Raw genomic sequence first — 22,933 nt, 5'->3', positions numbered from 1 at the left:
CGCCCCCAGGATACCCTGCCTCCGCCGGGGGCGAAGCCCCGCCGGCTTTATCCCGTACAATGATCGTGATGTCACGGGACCTGTTGGGCCTATCAGGACGTATCGTTATGGTCACCGGAGCGGGCCGGGGGTACGGTCGCTCGATCGCCAAGGCGTACGGCCGGAACGGTGCGACGGTCATCGCGGTGGACCCGGACGTGGAGCTCGCCACCGCGGTCGCCTCCGAGGTGGAAACGCTCGGCACCACGGCCATTCCCATTCGTGGAGACATGTCGGTCGCGCTGGATGTCGCGGGAACGTTCGAGAAGGTGGAGGAGCTCTTCGGCATGCTGGACGGGATCGTTCACGTGACCGCCGCCGAAAGCAAGACCCCGTTCCTCGAGCTGCAGGAGAGCGAGTGGTACGAGCTCCTCAATGCGGACGTCAAGTCCAGCCTGTACATGCTGCAGCACGGTCTGAAATACCTGGCGGGCGGGGGATTCGTCGTGATGGTCCTCCCACCGGCAGAACGAATGGAGCCGCACGTGGCCTCGATCCGCGGCGCGGTCCGGGGGCTGATCGACGGCGCGACAGCGGTTTTCCCCGACACGGTGCGCGTGAACGCCGTTCTCCCGAACCGCGACCCAGCGGGGGACGAGCACGACCAAGCGTTGGTGCGTGCGGTGCTGGGGCTGGGCTCGATGGTCTCCGAAGGGGTGCGCGGCGAGGTGGTGCCGGTCAAGCTGTCCGAACCGCCCCAGCCGCCGGAGTTGTTTGACCTGTTGAGCGACCTGCCATGAAGTGCCCGTACTGCAGTGCGAACGACACCCGGGTGGTGGATTCCCGTCCTTCGGACGAGGGACTCGCGATCCGTAGGCGGCGCGAGTGCGGCGCCTGCGGGCGGCGCTTCACCACCTACGAGCGCCCGCAGCTCGAGCCCCTCATGGTGATCAAGCGCTCGGGCCGCCGGGAGGCCTTCAATCCGGACAAGCTGCTGCGGGGGCTGTTGCTCGCGTGCGAAAAACGACCGGTGGACCCGGAGCGGTTGAAGCGGTTCGCGTACAGTTTCGAGGACACGGTGGAAGGCCCGACGATCACCGCGGAGGAGATCGGTCTACGGGCGATGGCGTTCCTGCGCGAGCTGGACGAGGTGGCCTACATCCGTTTCGCTTCCGTGTATCGGGAGTTCGACTCGGTCGAGCGGTTCATCGAGGAGATCCGTTCGCTCGCGCGCGGACCGGAACCGGAAGAGGAGGCCTGACGGCAGCAGTCCGGCCCTCTCCTACGGTTTTCCCCTACCCCCCTGCCGAAACCTGCGTTTGTTACCGCTCGCGTTAACGCCTCGTTGCTGGTGTTCCCCCTCCTTGGAGTACGGGTAACACCCTTAAAGCGCGTTCGCGTGCCGCGCCCCTCGAGCGAATAACGCGCAGGTCACGGCAAATACTTATATTAAGGTGGAAGCACTATAATATTGGAGGTACCCCATGAACATGCACCGCCGCCACTGGAGTCAGCAAACGCTCGCGCGCGCCCTAGGCATGGGCAGCCTCCTCCTCTGGAGCGCCGCGTTCGCGTTCGGCCCGGAAGAAGCCCTCGAGTACCGCCCCCCCAACCTGGACCTCCTCGAGCAACAGATCCGCCTGTTGGAAGGCGACCTCATGGAGACCCGGCTGGGCCTGAGCGGAAAGCTCAAAGCCAGCACCAACCTGAACCAGGACCTCGCCCAAAGCGGCCTACCCCCCGAGTACCGGCTGGACCTCGAAGCGGGATGGGAACTCGACCCCATTCGGCTAAGCCGCGCCGAGCGCGACCTCGCACGCGCCCAGCGCACGTGGCGGACCGCCCTACGCGAGGGCATCGCGGCGGCGCTCGAGGCCCACGCGAACCTGTGGCGCACCCAGACCGAGCTCGAGCGCGCCCGGGTTCGGCTGGAGGAGGCCCGGTTGCGCCTCGCGGAGCTCGAGCGGCGTGAGGGCACGCCGGAACTCAACCTGCGCGCGGCGCGGCTCGAGGTGAAGATCACCGAGCTCGAGGTGGCGCAGGCCGAGCAGGCGCTGGCGGATGCCCGTGCGGCCGCGGAGCGCCTGGGCCTCACCGGCCCCGCGGAGGCGCGGGTGTTGCGCTTCGAGCTGCCCGCGGACGCCCCCGCGCCGCCCGGCGTAGTGGAGGCGAAGCACCGGTTGAAGGAGGCAGAGGCCGGGCTTTTGAAGGCGCGGTTAGGCCTCGCACCGAACCCTAGGCTCGGAGTGGGCGTGGCGCTGGAAGACGCGGTGGAGTTGGGGGCGTCTGCTCAGATCCGGGATGGGCGCCCCTCGCTGGGAGTGGGCGTCACGCTTCGGGATCCGGAGCACCGTCCGGACGCGACCGGCTGGTCGGTGTCGCTCAGCCTGGAGATCCCCCTCTCGCGCGGAGCCTATCTCGCCCCGGAACGGGCCGCGGTGGGGGTGGAGCTCGCCCGGATCGAGCTGGAACGCACGCAAGAGGCCACCGCCCGCGCGCTCGAGCAGGCCCGCGCGGGCGCAGAGCTCGCCTGGCGGGGCCTCGAGCTCGCGCTGGAGAACCTGGAGATCACGCGGCTGAGCGTGGCGGAAGCCCAGACGCGCTTCGAGGGGGGCACCCTGGCGGAGCGCGATTTCCTGCGCGCGAAGCGAAGCCTGGCAGAACGCGAGCGGGACGTAGCACGCGCCTGGCAGACGTACTTGCGTCGGGTGAAGGACGTCCTGAAGCTCGCCGACGCCGAGTGGCGGGTTGCCGAACGCCTCCCGTAGGCTTTGGGCGCTATGCACCAGGGGTCCCCGCGCCGAGCGGCGCGGGGATGCTTAGCGTTTTTTGCGTCCTCGGCCCTTGCGCTTGCCGCCGAAGTCGCCGCCGCTTCCGCGCATGAAGCTTTTGAGCTTGTTCTCAAACTCCGGTGCTTGGCGGGGCAGGCGGCGGGGCTTGGGGGGCTCCACGGGCTTGGGGAGGAGCTCTTTTATGGAGAGGTCCAGCCGCCCCTTGTGATCCCGGCCCAGCACGAAGACCTGGACCGTCTGGCCCTCGGTCAGGTAGTCGTGCACGTTCTTGACGAACTCGTGCGCGATCTCCGAGATGTGCACGAGGCCGGACTCCCCGTTGGGGAGCTCGACGAACGCACCAAAGTCCATGATCCGCGTAACGCGGCCCTCTACAATGCTGCCAGCTTCAACCTTCATTCAGCGTTTCCTCCACAGCGAGCGCGCCCTCGCGAAACCAAAGCGTGGCGTGGGGTTCGGAGTTGTAGCGCTCACGATGGTTTTACTATAGCACACCCGTCCGGCCCGCGCGGCGCACCCCAATATATAACGCTTTCACCTCTCGTCGCAGCAAAAGTGATATATTTAGGTGAGGAGGCACCGCGATGTTGACCGAACGCAGCCGTGAGCTTTGGTTCGAACTGAACCCCGAAGAACGCCAGATCATTGGGGCCGTACGCGAGTACCTCAAGGACCGGGTCGAACCCGGCGCGGCCGAACGCGACCGTACCGGCACCTTCCCCCACGAGATCGTGCGCGAGTTGGGCCAGCTCGGCGTCATGGGCGCCCAGGTACCCGAACAGTACGGCGGGGCCGGCCTATCCACCCGCGTCTTCGCCCGCATCGTGGAGGAGATCGGCGCGGTGGACGGCTCCCTCGGCCTGACCGTCGCGAGCCACAACTCCCTGTGCATCGGTCACCTCCTCCTCGCGGCCAACGAACAGCAGAAGCAGGCGTACCTGCCCAAGCTCGCCTCCGGCGAAGCCTTGGGCGCCTGGGGTCTTACCGAGCCCGGCTCCGGATCGGACGCCGCCGGGATGCGCACCCGGGCCGAGGAGACCGCGGACGGCTGGGTTCTCAACGGAACGAAGCAGTTCATCACCCAAGGGTCCGTGGCCGGCGTATACGTGATCAACGCGCGCACCGACCCCGCCCCCGAAGGCAAGAAGCACCTGGGGATCTCCGCCTTCGTCTTCCCCGCCGGCACCCCCGGCCTCAAGATCGGGCGTAAGGAGGAGAAGCTCGGACTCACGAGCTCCGACACCGCCCAACTCGTCTTCGAGGACCTCAAGCTTCCCAAGGACGCCCTCGTGGGCGAGCGGGGCAAAGGCTTCTACGACGTGCTCCGGGTCCTCGACGGCGGCCGTATCGGCATCGCCGCCCTCAGCGTCGGGCTGGGCCGGGCCGCCCTCGAGTTCGCCGCGAAGTACGCCCTGGAACGCGAGCAGTTCGGCAAGCCCATTGCCGAGTTCCAAGGCGTGAGTTTCAAGCTCGCTGAGATGGCCACCGCCCTCGAGGCCGCCCGCCTCCTCTACCTCAAGGCCGCCGAGCTCAAGGACGCGGGCAAGCCCTTCACCATGGAGGCCGCGCAGGCCAAGCTCTTCGCTTCCGAGGTCGCGGTCAAGGCCTGCGACGAGGCCATTCAGATCCTGGGGGGGTACGGGTACATCAAGGAATACCCTGTGGAGCGCTACTGGCGCGACGCCCGCCTGATGCGGATCGGCGAGGGCACCAGCGAGATCCTCAAGATCGTGATCAGCCGGAACCTCCTGGCGCGGTTCCGCTAATCCCTCCTCCCTACACCCGAGGCCGGCCCCAAGGGGCCGGCTTTTGGTTCGTAGGGACATTCCTCTCGTGTCTGTAGGGTAGTCTGCGATTGGGACGAACGGCTTAGCGTAAGATCATCCATACCCACTCGAGGGGTTCTCGCATGAAACTACGCGACACCCACGGCCGCCTACTCAAGGACCTGCGGATCTCGGTCACCCCCCGCTGCAACCTGCACTGCCTCTACTGCCACCCCCAGGGCCTGGAGGTGAGCGACCCCCCCGGCACCGTCACCACCGAGGACGTGCGGCACTTCCTCAAGGCTGCCGCCCTCCTCGGCCTCGAGGCCGTGCGCTTCACGGGCGGGGAGCCGCTCGTACGCAAGGAGCTTCCCCAGATGATCGAGGCCGCCCGCAACACCCCCGGCATCACGGACGTCGCCGTCACCACGAACGGCACCCTCTTCCGCCGGCGGCACAAGGAGCTCCTCGCCGCGGGCCTCGGCCGCCTTAACATCTCCCTCGACGCCGTCACCCCCGAGGTCTTCCGCCGCATCACCCGCGGTGGCGACTTCAAACGCACCTGGGATGCGGTCGAGCTCGCCCTCGAGCTCGAGCTGCACCCCGTTAAACTCAACGCCGTGGTCATCCGCAGCTTGAACGACGGCGAGATCCTGCCCCTCGCCGCCCTTTCCCTCGAGCGCCCCCTCCACGTCCGGTTCATCGAGTACATGCACCTCTCCAACGCGCCCTTCGAGACCTACCGCGCCCAGTTCGTCCCCGGAAAAGAAACCCGCGCGCGGATCGAGGCGGCCTTCGGGCCCCTCGAGCCCGTCCCGACCGACCCCACCGCCCCAGCCCGGGTCTACCGGATTCCTGGGGCCGTGGGGACGGTGGGGTTTATCAACCCGGTCACCGAACCCTTCTGCGCGAACTGCTCGCGGCTGCGCCTCACCGCGGACCGCAAGCTCCGTCCCTGCCTCCTCACGGACCTCGAGCTGGACATCGCTTGGGCCTTCGAGGCCGAACAGCCGGTTGAGGCGCTGGTGGACGCGATCCTGATGGCTGCGGGGAAAAAGCCCGCGTTCGGAAACACCCTCCCTACCATGCGCGAGCGCACGATGCTGGGCATCGGCGGATAACAAACACCCCGCCCAAGCTCGGGCGGGGCAAAGGGAGGGCCCGCGGTTACAGCAGGTCCGCTTCCCGCAACAGGTCCAGCGTCTCCTCCAGGTCGCGGAGCTGCTCGAAGTCGAACGCCGGGGAGAGCTCGAGGGCCTTGTCCTGGGGCAGCATGAAGCCGGGCAGGCTCACGCTAGCGACCACCGGGTACTCCCCGACCTCCTCCGCGGCGTACGCCTGGGCCTCCTCGGAGAGGAGGAAGCGGATGAACTCCAGGGCGGCCGCCTCGTGCTTCGCGGTCTTCAACACCCCGATTCCGGTGACCAGGGCCAGGTTGCCCACGTCGCCCGACGCGAAGTAATGGGTGGCCAGGGGCAGACCCGGTTCGCCCGCGCCTTCCTCCTCACGCTTCTCCTCTTCTTCCTCTTCCTCAGGCCCCTCGAACTCGCCCTCCTCAACCCCGTGCTTGAGGCGCAGGATGTAGTAGTGGTTCGTGAGGGCCACGTCGATCTCCCCCGCGACCAGGTCCTCGAGCATGGCGCTGTTCGAGGCGTAGGCCTTGGGGCGAAGCGCCTTCATGCCCTCGAGCCACTTGAGGGTTGCTTCCGGACCGTAGAGGTGGCGCATCGCGGTGATGAAGTCCTGGAAGCTCGAGTAGTTCGGCGTCCACCCGATCCGACCGGCGAGCTCCGTGCGCTTGGGCAGGTCCATCACGGACTCGGGCAGCGCCTCGGCCGAGAGGACCTCGGGGTTGTAGGCCAGCACGCGGAACCGGGCGGTGAGGGGCACCCACCGGCCGCTCGAGGGGGTGAAGGCCTCGGGCAACGCCAGCAGCTCCTCGGGCAGGGGGGCCAAAAGCCCTTCGTTCACGGCCGCGCCAAGCGCCCCGGCGGTGTTGGCCCAGAACAGGTCCGCGGGGCTGCGCGCGCCCTCCTCAGCGAGCGTGGCGAGCAGCTCGGCGTCCCGTCCGTACCGGACCTTGACGCGGATGCCGGTCTGGGCCTCAAAGCGCTCCACCAGGGGCTCGACGAGAACCTCGGAACGCCCCGAGTACACGACCAGCTCCTCGGCCGCGTACGAGAAGGCCGAGGCCGCGAGGATACCCGTTAGCAGAACCGAAAACCAGCGCTTCATCACCTACGCACCTCCATCCAAGGATGAGGTTACCGGGAGCCCCCCAAAAAGTCAAGCAATCTGATCGGATTATATTATTTTAGTATCCGTTATCGTTCTCAGTTGCACCGCTCCCGCCAAGCCACGCCGCCCGTAAGCCTGCGCCCCCCCCGGACCCAGCGGGAAAGGGCAGGAAAGCCCAGCCAGGCGCTAGGCCTCGAACGCGAAGCGGGCCCGGCCCTCGGGCATCCCAACGGGCCTAAGGAGCGGACTGCAAGGCCCCGCCGGACCTTGTCCTGGGGCGTCACCTCAAGCGCGTGCCCCCCCGGCGTTGGCCGAGGGGGAGGCGACACGACCCCCCTGCGCCCGCGTCCCGAAGGGCCTACCCGCCCACCACCGCCGCGGCCACGCGCGCCGCCGCCTCCCGAAGCACCTCGGGCGGCTGCACCAGCGCGAACCGCACGTGCCCCCGCCCCCCAGGCCCGAATGCCCGCCCCGGCGCGAGGGCCACACCCGTTTGCCGCACGAGCTCCACGCAAAACCCCAGGTCGTCCTCGGTGTGCGGCAGCCGCGCCCAGAGGTACATCCCGGCTCGCGGCCGGGGCACCGTCCACCCAGCCGCGGCTAAGGCCTCCACCAACGCGTCCCGCCGCGCGCGAAACACCTCCACGTCCCGCCGCACCCGCGCTTCGGGCAGCTCGAGCGCCGCGATCCCCATCCGCTGAATCCCCAGGTACTGGTTGAAGTCGATCGGGGCCTTCACCGCCTCCAGCGCCGCGAGCGCCTCCCGGTTCCCCAGGGCAAACCCCAAGCGGAACCCCGCGAGATGATAGGACTTCGAGAAGCTAAACAGCTCCACGGTCCGCTCGAGCGCCCCGTCCAGCGTGAGGGGGCTCAACGCCTCCCCCTCGAAGACCAGGTCCACGTAGGGGTTGTCGTGCACCAAGAGCAGGTCGTACCGCGCCGCGAACTCGAGGGCCGCCTCCCAGTACGCGCGGTCCGCGAGGGCCGCGGTGGGGTTGTTGGGGTAGTTGAGCAGCAAGACCCGCGCCCGCCGCGCCACCTCCCCCGGCACGGCCTCGAGATCCGCGAGGTAGTCCGCCCGCAAGGGGATGGGCCAGACCTCGAGGCCCGCCAAGGCCGCCGCGCCCCAGTAACTGGGGTAGGCAACCTCTGGCACGAGCAGCACGTCCCCCGGGTCCGCCACCGCGAGGAGGAGGTGCGCGAGCCCCTCCTGGCTGCCGATCAAGGCCAGGGCCTGGGTCTCGGGGTCCAGCGCGCGCCCAAAACGGCGGGCGTACCAGCGGGTGGCGGCCTCGAGGAAGGGCCGGGTCCCCGAACGCAGGCAGTACCCGTAGGTCTCGGGGTCGTCCACCGCCGCCTTGAGGGCCGCTAGAGCCTCCGGGGGCGGGGAAAGGTCCGAGGAGCCGATCGAGAGGTCGATGATCGCGCGTCCCGCCTGCCGCGCCTCCCGCTTGGCGCGGTCCATCCGCAAGAACACGGACTCCGGCAACGCCCGCGCGCGTCGGGAGGTCCACCTATTCATGCGCGGCGCCTCCCTCGATGCGGCGGCCCGTGAGGACCTCGATCGCGTGGGGGATCGCGGGCAGCACCGCGGCGAGCGACTCGCGCGCGCCCTTGGGGCTGCCGGGCAGGTTCACGATCAGGCTCCGCCCCCGCACGCCCGCGACGGCGCGGGACAGGGCCGCCATGGGCGTCGAGCGCAACCCCACGAGGCGCATGAGTTCGGCCAGGCCCGGCACCTCCTTCTCGATCACCTCCCGGGTCGCCTCGGGGGTGTGGTCCCGGGGACCGAGGCCGGTCCCGCCGTTGGTGAGGATGAGCTCGAGACCGTCGCGGTCGGCCCAGAGGCGAAGCACCCGCCGGATCTGGGCGGGTTCGTCCGGAACGACCTCGTACGCGACGACCTCGTAAGGCCCAGCCCCGAGGAGTTCCCTCAGGGCCAGGTGGGTCCGGTCCTCGCGCTCGCCGCGGGCGCTGCGGTCGGAAACGGTCAGGATCCCTACGCGGATGGCCATCTTGTCCTCACTCTACCGCTACACGAGCCGGCTGCGCAGCCAGGAGGAGGCGAAGTCGATCACGTTCACCACGATCACGATCGCGATGATCGCGATGATCAGCTGGTTGTACTGGCCGCTCGCCATCTTCTCCTGGATGAAAAACCCGATGCCGCCCGCCCCCACGAGGCCCAGCACGATCGAGACGCGGAAGTTGATCTCGAAGCGGTACAGGGTGTAGGCCACGAACAGCGGCATCACCTGCGGCAGGATCGCCCAGCGCACCACGCTCGCCCCTGAAGCCCCGACCGACTCCAGAGCCTCGATCGGCCCGCGGTCCACGTTCTCGATCGCCTCCGAGTACAGCTTCCCCAGGTCCGCGATGGAGTGGATGGCCATCGCGAGCACCCCCGCCGCGGGCCCAAGCCCCACCGCCGCCACGAAGACGAGCGCGAGGATCAGGGTGTCCACGCCGCGGTCAATGTTGTAGAAGGCCCGCATCAGGAAGAAGATGACGCGCATGAAGGGGTTGCCTTGGGTCAGGTTGCGCGCCGCTAAAAACGAGGTGGGGAGGGCCACGACCGCTGCGAGGAAGGTGCCCACCAGCGCGATCTCCAGCGTGATCGCCATCTGGCTCGCGACCTCCTGCAGGGGGTAGATCTTGGGCTCGGAGTCCACCCGCGCCAACAGGGGCGGCCAGGCCAGGTCGAGGAAGTTCACCAAAAACGGCCAGCCCTCTACGAGCTTCTTGAAGCTGAACTCCGTCGCGCTAAACGCGGGGGTCAACGCCCCCACCGCCCCCGCGAGGATCAACCCCCCCTGCAAATCCTCCGGCTCTTGAAGGCGCGGGTTCCACACGAGCATCGCGCCCGCGCTCAGCATCAAGCCCGCCATCAGGAAGAACAGCACGCTGCCGTAACGGGCCGTGCCCGGCTGCACCAAGCGGAACCCCTGTTCGGCCACCTCCTTGGGGATGCGCCCCTCGGCGATCGCGGTCAGCGAGGTGATGGGCTCGAGCAAGGGCAGGCCCAGCTCCGCGCGGATCGCGTTCACCTGGTCGAGCTCCGCATTGTACGTTTCGATGAGCACAGCCTCCGTCTCGGGAGGAACCGGCCGGAGGAGCTTGTAGTACCCCGCGGTCTGCGGGAAGTAGGTGTGCCCCTGGGGGGAGGCGAACCAGAAGAACACCGCCCCACCTAACACCAGGCCGCCCGCGAGGAAGGCCTTGCGGTACGCTGGGACCAGGAGGCCTAGGAGCACCCCCACCCCGAGCACCGCGCCGCCCACCACGGCCTCCATCAGGCCGTAGATGGGCCGCAGCTCAGCGAGGAGCGGTCCCTGCGCGTGCCAGGCTCCGCCGACGGCGAGGAGGGCCAGGCCGCTCCCCACCGCGCCCCAGCCCGCTACCCGGCCGCCCCGGGGCGCGAGCAGGAGCACAAGCCCCGCCAGCACCGGGAGGAGCAGGAACGCGGGAAAGACCGGCACCAGCCCGAGCGGGGTGGGCTTCACCGCGTCCCGGCTGAGGAACCCCACCGCCTCGCTAAACGGGAAGGCTGCAAACACGAGCAGCACCGCCGCGCTCGCCCCGACGATCAAGCGGCGCATCGAACCGTGCGCGAGACCGCTCACCCCTCCGATCAAGGCACCGAACAGCGCGTACACCCAAAGCATCACAACGCCTCCAAACTGCCCGCGTAGATCTCCTTCGCCCGCTCGGGCGTGAGCTCCTCTACCGACCCGTCGAAGACCAGCCGGCCCTTGTTAAAGGCCAGGATGCGGCGCGCGTACCGCCGAGCAAGCTCGAGCACGTGAATATTGACCAGGACCGTCACGCCCTTCTCCTCGTTGTACTCCTTCAAAAGGCCGAGAATGACGTCGGAGAGGCGGGGGTCCAGGCTGGCCATGGGCTCGTCGGCCAGGATGAGCTGGGGTTCCTGAGCCATGGCCCGGGCGATCGCGACGCGCTGCTGCTGCCCGCCGGAGAGCTGGTCCACGCGGGTGTTCTCCTTGTCGGCCAGGCCCACGCGGCGAATGTAGGTGCGGGCGATCGCGTAGTCCTGTTCGCGGTACAGGCCGAGCACCCCCCGCCAGGTGGGGTGGTACCCGAGCCGGCCGGTCAGGACGTTGTCCAGAACGGTCAGGCGCGTGACCAGGTTGAACTGCTGGAAGATGAACCCGACCGTGCGCCGGTACGCCCGGAGCTCGGCCCCCTTCAGGGCAGCGACGTTCACGCCGTTGACCCAAACCTCGCCCTCCGTGGGGTCCACAAGGCGGTTCAGGCAACGCAGGAAGGTGGACTTACCAGCCCCGCTCAGCCCGATGATCGCAACGAAATCCCCGTCGGGGATGGTGACGCTTACGTCGGAGAGGGCGCGGGTCCCGTCGGGAAAGATCTTGGTGAGGCGGTTGACCTCGATCATGCTGACCTCAGCTTAAAAGCCCCCGGGAGCCCCGGGGGCCTCAGGGCGCGTGGGGTTACTCCCGGTCAAGGCCGAGCAGCCGGCGCGCCTCCCGCACCACGTCGTAGTCCGCGTCGCTCGCGGGCACCATGTAGTCGATGCGGTACAGGTCCTTCAAGAGGGTGCAGTCCGGCACGCGGCAGCGCTGGATCGCCGCAGCGATGCCCTTGGTCAGGTTCGGGTACTTCTCGGCGAACTGCGGCGCAACGCTGAAGGTATCCCCCGGGATCGGCCGGGTGTAGAAGATGGCGTGAAGCTGCTTCGCTTCCTCCTCATTCAAGAACTGCGTCCACGCCCCGGACTTGTTCTGGTCGTCGTTCGCGAAGACCGCCGCGGCGTCCACCGATCCGTTCAGCACCGCGCGCACCGCGGCGTCGTGCCGCCCGGCAAAGACCTGCTTGTCGAAGAAGGTGTCCGGATCGATGCCTTGCGCCATCAGCGCCGCGCGGGGGAAGACGTACCCGGAGGCCGAGTTCGGGTCCACCCAGGCGATCGTCTTGCCCTCGAGGTCCTGGATGGAGGTGATCCCCGAGTCCTTGCGCACCACGATGGCCGCCCAGTAGAAGGGGTTGCCGAAGCGCACCGACTTCAGGAGGACCTTGGCCCCCACCTCCCGGCTCGCGATCACGTACCCATCCGGCGGGAAGAAGGCGAACTCCAGGTTCCCGCCGCGCATGGCCTCGATCAGACCGCGGTAATCGGTGGGCACGAAGACCTCGACCTCGATCGTGCCTTTGAACTGCTCCTCGATGTAGTCCGCGATGGCCTGCGCCGCGGGGAGGAGCTGTTCGGAGTTCTGCGTGGGGTTAAACCCGATCCGGACCTTGAGGGGCGCCTGGGCGACGGCAAGGCCCATGGCGGCCACGGCTAGAAACCCTAGAAGCAGTTTTTTCATAGCGGTCTAATCTTATCACATGCGGGCGCCTAGCGCGCTACCCTGCCCGGGAAAAGCGGTAGACCACCGCGGGGCGGCCAGGCCCCCCACGGCGTTCGCCCACCGGCTCGAGCGTCTTGTCCTTTAAGACCCGCTTGCGGAAGTTGCGCCGGTCGAGCGGCCGCCCCAGGATGACCTCGTAGGCGTCCTGCAGCTCGGAGAGGGTGAAGGTGCGCGGCAGCAGGTAGCGCACCACCGGCGCTTCAAACAGCTGGTCCCTCAGCCGCGCGTGGGCGTAGGCGATGATCTCCCCGTGGTCGAAGGCCAAGGGCGGCAGCTCGTTCACGCTGAACCACCCCGCCCCCCGGGAGACCGGCGTGCCACCCGGCGGCAGCAGGGCGTAAAAGGCAATCGTGATCACCCGGCCTCGCGGGTCGCGTTCGGGCTGGTCGAAGGCGTGGAGCTGCTCGAGGTGCAGCCCCCTAGCCCCGGCCTTTTCCTCGAGGGCCTGGTGGGCGGCGGCCTCCAGGCCGTCCTTAAGCCCGACGAACCGGCCGGGCAAGGCCCAGTACCCGAGGTAAGGCGCGCGGCGACGCTCGACGAGCAGAACGGAGAGCTCGCCTTTGATCAGGCTGAAAGCGACGACGTCCACCGCGAGGCGAGGAGAGGCTTCCACGCTTCCAATGTACATGGTGGAATCGCTTCCCCGCAAACCGGTTTTTGGACCCCCGCCATGGAACTTTCCATATCAAATCTATTCCTTTGAAGCCAACGCGTTGGGCGCTTGCGCGTCCGTCTCCTCCCCGGCCAGCGCCGCGAGGATCGCGACGCGCGGCACGCACCCAAGGAACACCCCCTCCGCGTCCACCACCGCGATCGGCCACTGGCTTTGGGCTGCGACCGGGAGTAGTTCCTCGAGGACCGTATCCGGATCGGTCCGCGGCGGCGCATCCCGCAGCAACCCCCTGAGGGACTTCTCCTTCCGCCGTACCGCCGCGACCACGTCATCCGCCGTCACGATCCCCAGGTACCGGCGGTTCTTATCGATCACGAAGAGGCTCGAGACCTGCTCCTTCTGCATCATCTCGAGGGCTACCCGAGGCCCGTCCCGCTCCACCACCGCCACGCGCGGGCGCACCATTACCGAACGCGCGGTCAAGACCCGGGCGCGGTTCACGTCCTGTACAAACGCCTCCACGTACGCGTCCGCCGGCTCGGTCAGGATCTCCTCCGGGTCCCCGATCTGCACCACCCGTCCGTCCTTCAGGATGGCCACGCGATCCCCAAGCCGCAAGGCCTCGTCCAGGTCGTGCGTAATAAAGACGATCGTCTTGTTCAGCTGGCTTTGCAGCCGGATCAGCTCGTCCTGCATCTCCCGGCGGATCAAGGGGTCCAGCGCGCTAAACGCCTCGTCCATCAACAGGATCTCCGGGTCCGTGGCCAAGGCCCGCGCCAGCCCCACGCGCTGCTGCATCCCCCCGGACAGCTGCGCCGGGTAGGCGCGCTCCCAGCCCGCGAGCCCCACCACCTCGAGCCAGTGCGCGGCGCGCTCCTCGCGCTCCCGTTTCGGCACCCCCTGCACCTCCAGGCCGTACGCCGCGTTTTGCAGCACCGTGCGGTGCGGGAAGAGCGCGAACCGCTGGAAGACCATGGCGACCTTCTTGCGCCTGAGCTCGAGCAGCTCACTTTGGGGCAGCCCCAGCACATCCACCCCATCGATGAAGATCTCGCCTGCGGTCGGTTCGATCAGGCGGTTGATGCAGCGGATCAGCGTGGACTTCCCCGAGCCGGATAGGCCCATCACCACGAAGGTCTCCCCCGCCTCGACGGAGAAGCTCACGTCGTGCAGGCCCACCGTGTGCCCGGTCTTCCGGTAGACCTCCTCCTTCCCAACCCCTTTTTTCAGCAGAGCGAGCACCTCCTTGGGCCGCGGGCCGAAGATCTTGTACAGGTGCCTCACCTCGATCTTCGCCATCTCACTCCCCCGCCTTCCGGTACACCTCGGTGCGTTTCCCGTAGGCCTGGGTGATGCGGTCCATCACGATCGCCAAGGCCACGATCGCGACCCCGGCCTCGGTACCCTGCCCCACGTCCAGGCGCTGAATGCCGAGCAGGACCTGCTCACCCAAGCCCCGCGCCCCGATCATCGAAGCGATCACCACCATCGAAAGGGCCATCATCGTGGTTTGGTTGATGCCCGCCATGATGTTCGGCAAGGCGAGCGGCAGCTGCACTCCTAACAGCTTCTGCCGGGCGGTCGCGCCGAAGGCCTCCGAAGCCTCGAGGACCTCCTTGTCCACCAGCCGGATCCCCAGGTCGGTGAGGCGGATCGCCGGGGGCACCGCGTAGATCACCGTGGCGAACACCGCGGGGACCTTCCCCAGCCCGAACAGCATGAGGGCCGGGATCAGGTACACGAAGCTCGGCATGGTTTGCATCGCATCCAAAAGCGGCAGCAAAAACGCGCGCAACCGGTCGCTGCGGCTCATCAGGATGCCGGTAGGCACCCCGATAAGGACCGAGATCGTGGTGGCCACGATCATCAAAGCGAGCGTTTGAATCGCGAGGTCCCAAAGCCCCAGCGCCCCGATCAGGAACATGGTGGCCGCAAGCCCCACGGCCAGCACCCAGCGCCGGCTCGCGTGCCACGCCAACAGAGCCACGACGAGCACTACGCTCCACCAGGGCAGCGTCCCTAAAAACCGCTCGAGGCGCACCAGGACGAACAACAGGCTGTTGGAAAGCGCTTCGAAGGCGTCCCCATACTGGATGACCAACCAATTCACGAACGCATCCACCCAGTCACCCAAGGGTAGGTGCAGCGACTCCGGAAACTCCATGCGTACCTCCTTGAAACCCAAAGGGGCTGGCCTGGCCACGCCCGAGCCAGCCCCCAATGCCGAAGGCTCGAACCGCTACGGCAGCGACGCCTGCACGCGCGCCGCTACCTCGGCCGGAACCCATTGCGTCCAGACGTCGGTGTAGTTCTTCAGGAAGTGGATCGCGGCCTCCTCGACCTCCGCGTCGTTGTCCTGCATGAAGGCGAGGAGCTCGCTGACCAGCTGGTTCGAGGTCTCGTAGCGCTTGAGGAACTCCACCAGCGTAGGCGCCTGGTCGGCGAAGTCCTTAGACACCCCGACCGTCACCTTGATCACCGGGTAGGCGCAGGCCGTCTGGGGCCGGCGCTCCGAGTTCAGCTCGTCCCAGCACTCCTGGGTGAACGGCGGTTCCTCCAGCATCACGAGGTCGTACTTGCCGAGCACCCAGGTCGGCCCCCAGTAGTAAGCCAGGATGGGCTTACCCCGCTCGTACGCCGACGCGATCGCCGCGGCAAGCGCCGCGCCGGTCCCCGGGCGGAAGTTGGTGTAGTCGTCGCTTAGGCCGTAGGCCTCGAGCTTCTTGGTGTTGATCACCTCGCAGGCCCAGCCCAGGATGCAGTTATAGAACCGCCCCTTATCCGGGCTTTCCGGGTCGGTGAAGAGCGTCTTGTACCGGGGCAGGTCCTGCACCGAGCGCAGGTCCGGCGCCATGGGCGCGATGCCGCGCTCCGGGTCTCCCTCGATCACATAGCGGGGCACGAACCACCCCTGGATCGCATCCGGGAAGTTCACGCCGAGGTCCACCACCCGGCCCGTCGCCAGGGCCTTGTCCCAGGTCTCCTTAATATTATCCACCCAGACCTCCATCATCACGTCCAGGTCCCCGCGGATCAGGCCCTGTACCAGAGGGATCGTGGAGCCCGGGATGCTGTCCGTCTGGCACCCGTAGCCGTGCTCCAGAATATACGCGGCGATCGCGTTGTGGATCCGGGCGCTGTCCCAGTCCAGGCCAGCGAACACGACGGGCCGGTCCAGCTCGCACTCAGGCACCTGGGCGAACGCCACGCCCAGGGTGAGCGCGAGCGCGATCAAACCTAGCTGTACACGCTTCATGCAAAAACCTCCCTCACCAAGCGGGCTCCTTGGCGAGACGGAGTCCAACCGCATCACACCAGCACAAAAGCCTGCGCACTTGTGCCGGCGTTTGGAGGCCCACGGCCACACCCTTGTATCGCCTCGCCAAACCCGCTAGGTCGTCGCTACGCCCATGGGCCACCCGCAGCCGTAGCACAAAGCGCCACCCTTTAATATACCACCCCTTCCCGGACCGCCCCGCCCCCCGATCGCATACAATCCAAAGCGATGCGTGAAGCCATCCGACGCTACCTCCTCGAGCGCCTGCCCGATCCCAAAGCCGCCCCCCGCCCCGAGCTCGCCCAGTACGCCCAGCTCCTCCGCGACTACCCCGAGCGGGGCGGCAAGCTCCTCCGCGGCCAGCTCCTCCTCGCCACGGCCCAGGCCCACGGCGCGCCCCCGGAACGCGCCCTGCCCGCCGCGGCGGCCCTCGAGCTCTTCCAAAACTGGGTCTTGATCCACGACGACATCGAGGACGCCTCCGAGATGCGCCGCGGCCGCCCCACCCTGCACCGCCTCTATAGCGTGCCCCTCGCCCTCAACGCGGGGGACGCGCTGCACGCCGTGATGTGGCGGGTCCTCCTCGAGGCCGCCTACCCCACCCCGGTCCTTCAGGAGTTCGCCCGCCTCGTGGAGACTACCGCGCGCGGCCAGCACCTGGACCTCGCCTGGATCGAGGCGGAGCGGTTTGACCTCAGCCCGGAGGACTACCTGGAGATGGTGCGCCAAAAAGCCGCGTACTACACGGCGGTCGCCCCCCTCAAGCTCGGCGCGCTCGTCGCGGGGCACACCCCACACCCCGCCTTCGAACCCGCCGGGCTTCAACTCGGCGTGGCCTTCCAGATCATCGACGACGTCCTGAACCTCGAGGGCAACCCCGACAAGTACGGCAAGGAGATCGCGGGGGACCTGCGGGAAGGCAAACGCACCCTGATCCTCCTGCGCTTCCTCGCCGCAGCCCCGCCCGCCGAACGCGCGCGCGCCGAGGCTCTCCTCAAAACCCCGCCTGCAGAAAAAGATCCCGCGGAACTGGCCTGGCTCCACGCGCGCCTCCGCCACACGGGCGCCGTCGCCTACGCCCGCGAGGTGGCCCACCGGCTCGCCCGGGAAGGCCTGGAGGCGCTCACCCCTGTCCTCACCGCCCTCCCCGACCCCGAGGCCGGCCGGACCGTGCTGGAGCTTCTCGAGGCCCTGGTGGAGCGCGAGGCCTAGATCCCCAGCGGGGCGGTAAACTGAAGGGGCTATGGCGAAGCTGCACGATCTACCCATTGGAGACCAGGCGCCCGACGTGGTGCACATGGTGATCGAGGTGCCGAAAGGTTCGGCGAACAAGTACGAGTTCGACGAGGCCACCGGCATGGTCAAGCTCGACCGGGTCCTGCCCTCCGCGCAGTTCTACCCGGGGGACTACGGGTTCATTCCCCAAACCCTCGCCGAGGACGGGGACCCCCTCGACGGGATCGTGCTCTCCACCTACCCCCTCCTGCCCGGGGTGCTGGTGGAGGTGCGCGTGGTGGGCCTGATCGAGATGGAGGACGAGAAGGGTCCGGACAGCAAGGTGCTCGCCGTGGTCGCCGAGGACCCGCGCTTCAACGAGATCCAGGACCTCGAGCAGGTCCCCCAAGCCACCCGTACCGAGATCGCGCACTTCTTCGAGACCTACAAGGACCTCGAGCGCCACAAGGGCAAGTGGGTCAAGGTCACCGGCTGGAAGGGCCGCGCCGACGCCCTCGCCGAGATCCAGGCCTGTCACGAGCGCTACAAGCGCGGCCAGTAACCCAGCTTCCCTCGCGGGGCCCGCGCCCGGGCTAGCATAAAGGCATGCGGCTGCACCGGGTGTGGGCCTCGCGCCTCGCGTGGCGCCGGCGGTTCGTGTTGGGGCTTGGCCTTCTCGCCTTGAGCCTGCCCCTCGCCGCGTGGTTCGGGAAGGGCTGGCTCCTCCTCGCCCTCCTCGCCCTCCCCTACCCCACGCGGCGGCTCGAAGCCCAGGCCCTCGCGGAGATCGACCGGAGGCACGGCCTGGCCTACCGCACGGCCCTCGAGACCCCACCGGACCACCCCGCGTACCCCCGGGTGCTCGAGGCCGCCCGCCAAACCGAGCGGGCCGCGCAGCCGCCCCGATTCCCCTGGCCGTGGCTCGCGGCGTTCGCGCTGGCCCTCGGCGCGGCCTACGTGGCGCCGCTCTCCTGGCCCGCCCCGCCCGCCGCGCCCCCGACCGAGGCCGCCGCGACCGCCGAGGCCGAACCCCCCGCGCCCCCAGCCGCTCTCGAGCCCGAGCCCCTCCCGACCACCCCATCCCCCCAGACGCAGAGCGAGGCGGAGGCCCCCCCGGCGCTCGAGGAAGCCCGCCCCGAGACCCAAGAGGCCCAAGAGAAACCCGCGTCCGCCCAACCCCCCGACGCGCCATCCGAGGAAGGCCCCTCCGCCCAGGCCGAGGCAAGCGGTACCCCCCCGACCGAGGAGGGCGCCGAGGCCGCGGAAGCAGTTACCGAAGCCTCCCCGGAAGCCGCGGCCGCGCCGCAAGACGCTCCGTCCCCCCAAGCGGCGGAAGGGGGGGAGGAGGCCCCGCCGGAGACGCGCACCCGCCCTGAGGTCGAAGGCGAAGCCTCCCAGGCCGCCCGGCCCGAGAACACCCCCGAAGCGCCCGCCCCGAGCTCGGCGGAGGCCCCGCCCCAAGCGGAGCGCCCCGACAGCGCTCCAGAGGCCCCCGCGGCGTCCGAACCCCCCTCGGAACCCCCCGCCGCTCCCGCTCCTCAAGATCCAGGAGCCCAGGCCTCGCCGGCCCCGGAGGCCGGAGAGGCCCGCCCCGCCCCAACACCCTCGGAAGGCACGCCGCCCGCGGACGCCCCCTCGAGCCGCGCTGCGGAGGGCGGGGGTCCCTCCCAAGGCAGCGCCGACCTACCCGAACCGGAAGGGGTTGGGCCTGAGCTGGCGTCCCCGCCCTCCACGGCGCCCGAAGCCCCCCTCGCCTTCGGCGGGCGGGAGGGCACGGAAGGCCTCGAGCCCTTACCGAGCCCCTGGGCGGGCGGTCGCCCTCCGGAGGCGGTGCGGCGGCGGGCGGAGGGGTACATCCAGAACGCGCCCTTGCCGCCTGAGGTGCGCGAGTTGGTGCGGCGGTACTTCGAGCTGCCCTAAAAAGCAACGTCCCGATCCCACCGCGGGGATCGGGTTCTTTTCTGTGCCTGGGCGTCTCGGACGCCGGGCTTAGTCCGCGACCGCCTCGAGCGGCGCGCGGTCGGTGTACGCGCGCGCCCCGACCGCCCGGAGGCGGGCCTCGAGGTTTTCGTACCCGCGCACCACGTGCCGCATCCCGTCGATCCGGGTCTCCCCTTCGGCGGCGAGTGCGGCGATGACGAGCGCACCCCCCGCGCGGATGTCGAACGCCTTCACCTCAGCGCCGTGCAACGGCCCCCCGTGCACGGCGAGCACCCGGTCTTTGAGGGTCAGCTCCGCTCCCATGCGGGCGAGCTCGCCCACGTGCGTGAACCGGTCGGGGTAGACGCGGTCCGTCACGAGGGAGACCCCCTCGACGGTCGCGAGGTACGCGGTGACGGGCGGCTGCAGGTCGGTGGGGAAGCCGGGGTACTCGCGCGCCTCGATGTTGAAGGGGCGGGGATTGGGGGTGGCCTCGAGGCGCACCCAGTCGCGCCCAGCCTCGATCCGATGCCCGCTCTCGGCAAGCTTGGCGAGGAGGGCGTCGAGGTGGTGGGGGTAGGCGTGGGTGAGGGTGAGGCGGCCGCGCGTGGCGGCGGCAGCGAGGAGGAAGGTACCGGCCTCGATGCGGTCGGGGATCACGTTGTACACGCCGCCCCGAAGGGCTCGCGCGCCGCGCACGTGGATCACGGAAGTGCCCGCCCCTTCGATCGTAACGCCGAGCATCTCGAGGAACCGGGCCAGGTCCTCGATCTCCGGCTCCTGGGCGGCGTTCACGATCGTGACGTCCGTGTCGCCGAGCGCCGCGGCCAAAAGGACCTGTTCGGTGCCGCCCACGGTGGGCACGTCGAAGATCACCCGTCCGGCGAGGGGACGGGTGCGGGTGGCCGTGAAGGTGCCGTTCTCCTCAACGACCTCGGCCCCGAGCGTGCGCAGGGCCTTGACGTGCAGGTCTACGGGCCGGGGACCAAAGGCGCACCCGCCGGGCATCGAGACCCGCCCCTCACCCGTGCGGGCCAACAGCGCGCCCAACACGATGAAGCTGGCCCGCATCTTGCTGACCAGCTCGTAGGGTGCGTCGGTCGTGACGATTTCCGGGGTGTGTAGGTGCAGCGTGCGTCCCTCCCACGCGTAACGGGTGCCGAGGTGAGCCAGGAGGTCGAGGAGCACCTCGATGTCCCTCAGGCGCGGCACCTCGCGCAGGGTGACGGGGTGCGGGGTTAAGAGGCTCGCGACGAGGATGGGAAGCGCGGCGTTTTTCGCCGGGTTGACGCGGAGTTCTCCGTTAAGCGGCGTTCCCCCCTGAATGACCAACGGCTGCTGCACCTGTACCCGCCTCCTATATACGCTTGAGCATGATACACATCATGCTTAACTGTAGTCTACCCTACCACTGGGTCATGTAAAAAACTCGGTTGAGTAAGAGGGGAGCCCTTAGTCTGGTTCTGCCATGAAGCCGACTGAGGACTCCCCGAGCTCCATCGTACCCTGTCCCCACTGCGGAGCCACCCGTGAGGAGAGCGGGGGCTACCGCAGACGCAAGCTGCGCACCTTTCGGGGCATCCAGGAAGTCAGAGTCAAACGGATCCGCTGCGCCCAATGCAAGCGCCAGAAACGAGCTCTCTACCCGGAGGACTGCCCTAGAAGCCGCTGGTACGCGATCTCCATCCAGGAGCACTTCCTCATCCTCGCAAGCCATCGCGCCCCTGAAAGCGTCCAAAACGATCTCGCCAAGAACCTGGGCTTCCCCCTCACCCGTCCCACCCGCCTCCGCTGGCTCAGGTCCGCGGGGGCCAGGGCCAAACGGCTCCTTCAGCGGGAGAACCGTCTTCTCCGAGGGCGGGTGTACTGGGGGAGTGTGGATGAATGGGCCTTTGGCCGGGGCCCCAAGGGGTACGGGTACCTTTACTTTGAGGCTTGGACGGGTTGCCCGCTGTGGGGAGACCTTGGCCATCGGCGGCGTTACGAGCGGGTGCGGGAGCTCCTTTGGAGGTTACCTCCAAGGCTGGGGGTGGTTTCGGACGGGGCGCAGGAGGTAGGGGAGGCGTTGGGCTGGTTGGGGGCGGAGGCTGCTTTGGGGCCCGGTGCGCTTTCCACCTGATGCGGGAGGTACGGGCCAAGGTGGACCGGAAGGCGTGGGGGGAGATACGGGAGGGTCTGAGGGTGCTGCGGGGGCTTGGGCCTGGGGAGAGGGAGGCGTTCTTTTGGAAGGAGCTTCTGCCCCGGTGGGGTAAGGCCTTGGAGGGCTGGGTGCGGGGCTTGGGAGGGGTTGCAGGAGGCTTGGGGGGCCGAGGTACCGCCTCCTTGGACAAACAACGTGGCGGAGGTAGGGCATGGGCGATTGTGGCGGCGGCGCAGGCGGAGGGTGTTGCGGAGCCTGGAGGTGGGGGAATCCTGGTTGATGGTGGGGCTTTACCGGATGCGGCATCGGCGGATTGGGGAAAAGAGCCCCTGGGAAAGGCTTACGGGAACTCTTTCCCCAGAGTGCTGGTGGAGGCCCCTGGTGGGGAGGATAAAAGGGTCAACTCAAAACTTGCACCTCCCGCATATCCCGCATAAACCTTCACCCCCTCCCCCGGCGGCCAGAGACCCAGGGCATAGAGCTCCCGCAGGGCGACCTGCACCACGAGCTCAGGCAAGAGAACCCGCGCCGCCCGCTCCCTGGCCTCCCGCCAGCTTCCTTCCCCTCCATGCCCACCCAGTGGGCCAACAGGTAGGCCAGAAGGGAAAGCACCAGAAAACGGTGCACCCCCAAAGCCGTCCGCTGCCCAAACTGCCCCAGGGAGAACTCGCTTTTCGCGGCGCGGAAGAAGTGCTCTATGGCAAACCGCCTCTTTCCCCAAGTGAGCGCCGTCCGGGGCGTGGCGGGAAAGGTGGCCACCACGTACCGCCACTCCCAGCCCCCTTGGGGCAGGGGGTAGCGGTACCAGGCCACCCAGACCGGGAAGGAAAGCCCCCAAAGGTAGACCCGGCTCCCCCTGCCGCCTGAGGTCCCCCAAGCCTCCCCCCTTCCCGCAGCCTCCGGTCCCGCCGCATCCCCACCACCGCTTCAAAACCCAACCGCTTCACCCCGAAAAGGAACCGGGTGGTGCCAAAGGCCGCATCCGCGGCCACCCGTATCCGGAAGGCCCGGCGCATCCAGGGGGGCAGAGAGGCCAGGAGGCTTAGGGCCAGGCGGGAGAGGGCCTTCTCCCCCTTGCCCCGCCAGAGGCGGTAGGCCCAAGGGATGCGGAGGTCTCCGTAGACGAGGTAGAGGACCACCAGATGGAGTCCCCACTTGCCGTGAAAAAGGAGAGGGGCAGGGCCTGGAAACGGCCCCGCTTCTCCAGAGTGACTAGGTCCAGGACCACCAGGAGACGGGGCTTGGGGCCTTTTTTCTTTCTGGCCCGGTCCAGGGCTTTCTCGGCCTCTTTTCTTGCCAGGCGGATGAGAGCGCGGGTGGGCCAGGGGTAGCGGTTGAGGAAGCGAGAGAGGGCGGAGGGGGACTTGACCTGGCTGTGCTGGGGTCTGGCCTTGCCGTGGCCGTGGAGGAGGAGCAAGAGCAGGGCCTTGAGGGATTCCTGGAGGTGGGGGCTTGGCAAAAGGGCCAGGAGGGTCCAAAGTAGGGACAGGGCCGCTTGGGTCATGGCACCCGTCATCAGACGGGAAACCAGCGGCCCCTTTCAAGTGGTCCTGGCGCATAGGTATCCCCAGGGTGCATAAGTGCAAGTTTTGAGTCAACCGAC

Annotated in this window: 20 protein-coding genes and 1 pseudogene; 8 read left to right on the top strand and 13 right to left on the bottom strand. The window is 68.4% G+C overall.

Annotated features, from left to right (window positions below):
• Positions 1–68: 68 nt before the first annotated feature.
• The 3 genes from MARKY_RS00385 to MARKY_RS00375 all read left to right on the top strand — a co-directional run bounded on the left by MARKY_RS00385 (position 69) and on the right by MARKY_RS00375 (position 2,747).
• Positions 69–779, top strand: a complete 711-nt coding sequence (locus tag MARKY_RS00385) for an SDR family NAD(P)-dependent oxidoreductase (protein ID WP_148230381.1) — start codon at positions 69–71, stop codon at positions 777–779.
• On the top strand, positions 776–1,240 hold the full coding sequence (nrdR, locus tag MARKY_RS00380) for a transcriptional regulator NrdR (protein ID WP_013702888.1): 465 nt from the start codon (positions 776–778) through the stop codon (positions 1,238–1,240). The genes MARKY_RS00385 and nrdR overlap by 4 nt, the downstream gene beginning before the upstream one ends.
• Before the next feature lie 223 nt (positions 1,241–1,463).
• Positions 1,464–2,747, top strand: coding sequence for a TolC family protein (locus tag MARKY_RS00375; RefSeq protein ID WP_013702887.1), 1,284 nt, complete (start codon positions 1,464–1,466; stop codon positions 2,745–2,747).
• A gap of 51 nt (positions 2,748–2,798) precedes the next feature.
• Here the strand turns inward: MARKY_RS00375 and MARKY_RS00370 are convergent, their stop codons facing one another.
• On the bottom strand, positions 2,799–3,170 hold the full coding sequence (locus tag MARKY_RS00370) for a S1 RNA-binding domain-containing protein (protein WP_013702886.1): 372 nt from the start codon (positions 3,168–3,170) through the stop codon (positions 2,799–2,801).
• Between the two features lie 185 nt (positions 3,171–3,355).
• On the opposite strand from MARKY_RS00370, the gene MARKY_RS00365 reads away from it, so the two are divergent.
• Complete coding sequence (locus MARKY_RS00365; protein ID WP_013702885.1) at positions 3,356–4,537, top strand: acyl-CoA dehydrogenase family protein; 1,182 nt, start codon at positions 3,356–3,358, stop codon at positions 4,535–4,537.
• A 143-nt stretch (positions 4,538–4,680) separates the two neighbouring features.
• Entirely contained in the window at positions 4,681–5,658 is a 978-nt protein-coding gene (moaA, locus tag MARKY_RS00360; RefSeq protein WP_013702884.1) for a GTP 3',8-cyclase MoaA, read from the top strand.
• Between the two features lie 46 nt (positions 5,659–5,704).
• Here the strand turns inward: moaA and MARKY_RS00355 are convergent, their stop codons facing one another.
• The 10 genes from MARKY_RS00355 to MARKY_RS00310 all read right to left on the bottom strand — a co-directional run bounded on the left by MARKY_RS00355 (position 5,705) and on the right by MARKY_RS00310 (position 16,034).
• On the bottom strand, positions 5,705–6,772 hold the full coding sequence (locus tag MARKY_RS00355) for an extracellular solute-binding protein (protein ID WP_013702883.1): 1,068 nt from the start codon (positions 6,770–6,772) through the stop codon (positions 5,705–5,707).
• Positions 6,773–7,133: 361 nt separating this feature from the next.
• Positions 7,134–8,297: an aminotransferase class I/II-fold pyridoxal phosphate-dependent enzyme gene (locus MARKY_RS00350; RefSeq protein WP_013702882.1), complete on the bottom strand. Its 1,164-nt coding sequence runs from the start codon at positions 8,295–8,297 to the stop codon at positions 7,134–7,136.
• Positions 8,290–8,790 carry a MogA/MoaB family molybdenum cofactor biosynthesis protein gene (locus MARKY_RS00345; protein WP_013702881.1) on the bottom strand — a complete coding sequence of 167 codons (501 nt, stop codon included), beginning with the start codon at positions 8,788–8,790 and terminating at the stop codon, positions 8,290–8,292. Before MARKY_RS00345 ends, MARKY_RS00350 begins: the two co-directional genes overlap by 8 nt.
• An 18-nt stretch (positions 8,791–8,808) precedes the next feature.
• Positions 8,809–10,440 (bottom strand): phosphonate ABC transporter, permease protein PhnE, encoded by a 1,632-nt coding sequence (gene phnE / locus MARKY_RS00340; RefSeq protein ID WP_013702880.1) that lies wholly within the window; start codon positions 10,438–10,440, stop codon positions 8,809–8,811.
• Positions 10,440–11,189, bottom strand: a complete 750-nt coding sequence (gene phnC, locus MARKY_RS00335) for a phosphonate ABC transporter ATP-binding protein (RefSeq protein WP_013702879.1) — start codon at positions 11,187–11,189, stop codon at positions 10,440–10,442. The genes phnE and phnC overlap by 1 nt, the downstream gene beginning before the upstream one ends.
• A gap of 55 nt (positions 11,190–11,244) precedes the next feature.
• Positions 11,245–12,123 (bottom strand): phosphate/phosphite/phosphonate ABC transporter substrate-binding protein, encoded by an 879-nt coding sequence (locus MARKY_RS00330; protein WP_013702878.1) that lies wholly within the window; start codon positions 12,121–12,123, stop codon positions 11,245–11,247.
• Positions 12,124–12,160: 37 nt separating this feature from the next.
• Complete coding sequence (locus tag MARKY_RS00325; RefSeq protein WP_013702877.1) at positions 12,161–12,793, bottom strand: NUDIX hydrolase; 633 nt, start codon at positions 12,791–12,793, stop codon at positions 12,161–12,163.
• Between the two features lie 63 nt (positions 12,794–12,856).
• The gene (locus MARKY_RS00320; protein WP_013702876.1) at positions 12,857–14,077 is read right to left on the bottom strand and encodes a quaternary amine ABC transporter ATP-binding protein; all 1,221 of its coding nucleotides are present in this window, start codon (positions 14,075–14,077) and stop codon (positions 12,857–12,859) included.
• A 1-nt stretch (position 14,078) separates the two neighbouring features.
• Positions 14,079–14,942: an ABC transporter permease gene (locus tag MARKY_RS00315; protein ID WP_013702875.1), complete on the bottom strand. Its 864-nt coding sequence runs from the start codon at positions 14,940–14,942 to the stop codon at positions 14,079–14,081.
• Between the two features lie 75 nt (positions 14,943–15,017).
• Entirely contained in the window at positions 15,018–16,034 is a 1,017-nt protein-coding gene (locus tag MARKY_RS00310) for an ABC transporter substrate-binding protein (RefSeq protein ID WP_013702874.1), read from the bottom strand.
• Positions 16,035–16,283: 249 nt separating this feature from the next.
• On the opposite strand from MARKY_RS00310, the gene MARKY_RS00305 reads away from it, so the two are divergent.
• Genes MARKY_RS00305 through MARKY_RS12165 form a run of 3 tightly spaced genes read left to right on the top strand, consistent with a single transcriptional unit; the run spans position 16,284 to position 19,190 of the window.
• Positions 16,284–17,267, top strand: a complete 984-nt coding sequence (locus MARKY_RS00305; RefSeq protein ID WP_013702873.1) for a polyprenyl synthetase family protein — start codon at positions 16,284–16,286, stop codon at positions 17,265–17,267.
• Between the two features lie 31 nt (positions 17,268–17,298).
• The gene (locus MARKY_RS00300; protein ID WP_013702872.1) at positions 17,299–17,832 is read left to right on the top strand and encodes an inorganic diphosphatase; all 534 of its coding nucleotides are present in this window, start codon (positions 17,299–17,301) and stop codon (positions 17,830–17,832) included.
• Positions 17,833–17,876: 44 nt separating this feature from the next.
• Positions 17,877–19,190: a hypothetical protein gene (locus tag MARKY_RS12165; RefSeq protein ID WP_013702871.1), complete on the top strand. Its 1,314-nt coding sequence runs from the start codon at positions 17,877–17,879 to the stop codon at positions 19,188–19,190.
• A gap of 69 nt (positions 19,191–19,259) precedes the next feature.
• Here MARKY_RS12165 and murA read toward each other — a convergent pair whose 3' ends face one another.
• On the bottom strand, positions 19,260–20,534 hold the full coding sequence (gene murA, locus MARKY_RS00290; protein ID WP_013702870.1) for a UDP-N-acetylglucosamine 1-carboxyvinyltransferase: 1,275 nt from the start codon (positions 20,532–20,534) through the stop codon (positions 19,260–19,262).
• A 1,200-nt stretch (positions 20,535–21,734) separates the two neighbouring features.
• Positions 21,735–22,846 (bottom strand): annotated as a pseudogene (locus tag MARKY_RS00280) (transposase).
• Between the last annotated feature and the right edge of the window lie 87 nt (positions 22,847–22,933).

The organism is Marinithermus hydrothermalis DSM 14884 (assembly GCF_000195335.1).
Taxonomy (GTDB): domain Bacteria; phylum Deinococcota; class Deinococci; order Deinococcales; family Marinithermaceae; genus Marinithermus; species Marinithermus hydrothermalis.
The sequence above is the reverse complement of the archived record's forward strand: the minus strand, read 5'-3'. Positions and strand labels throughout refer to the sequence as shown.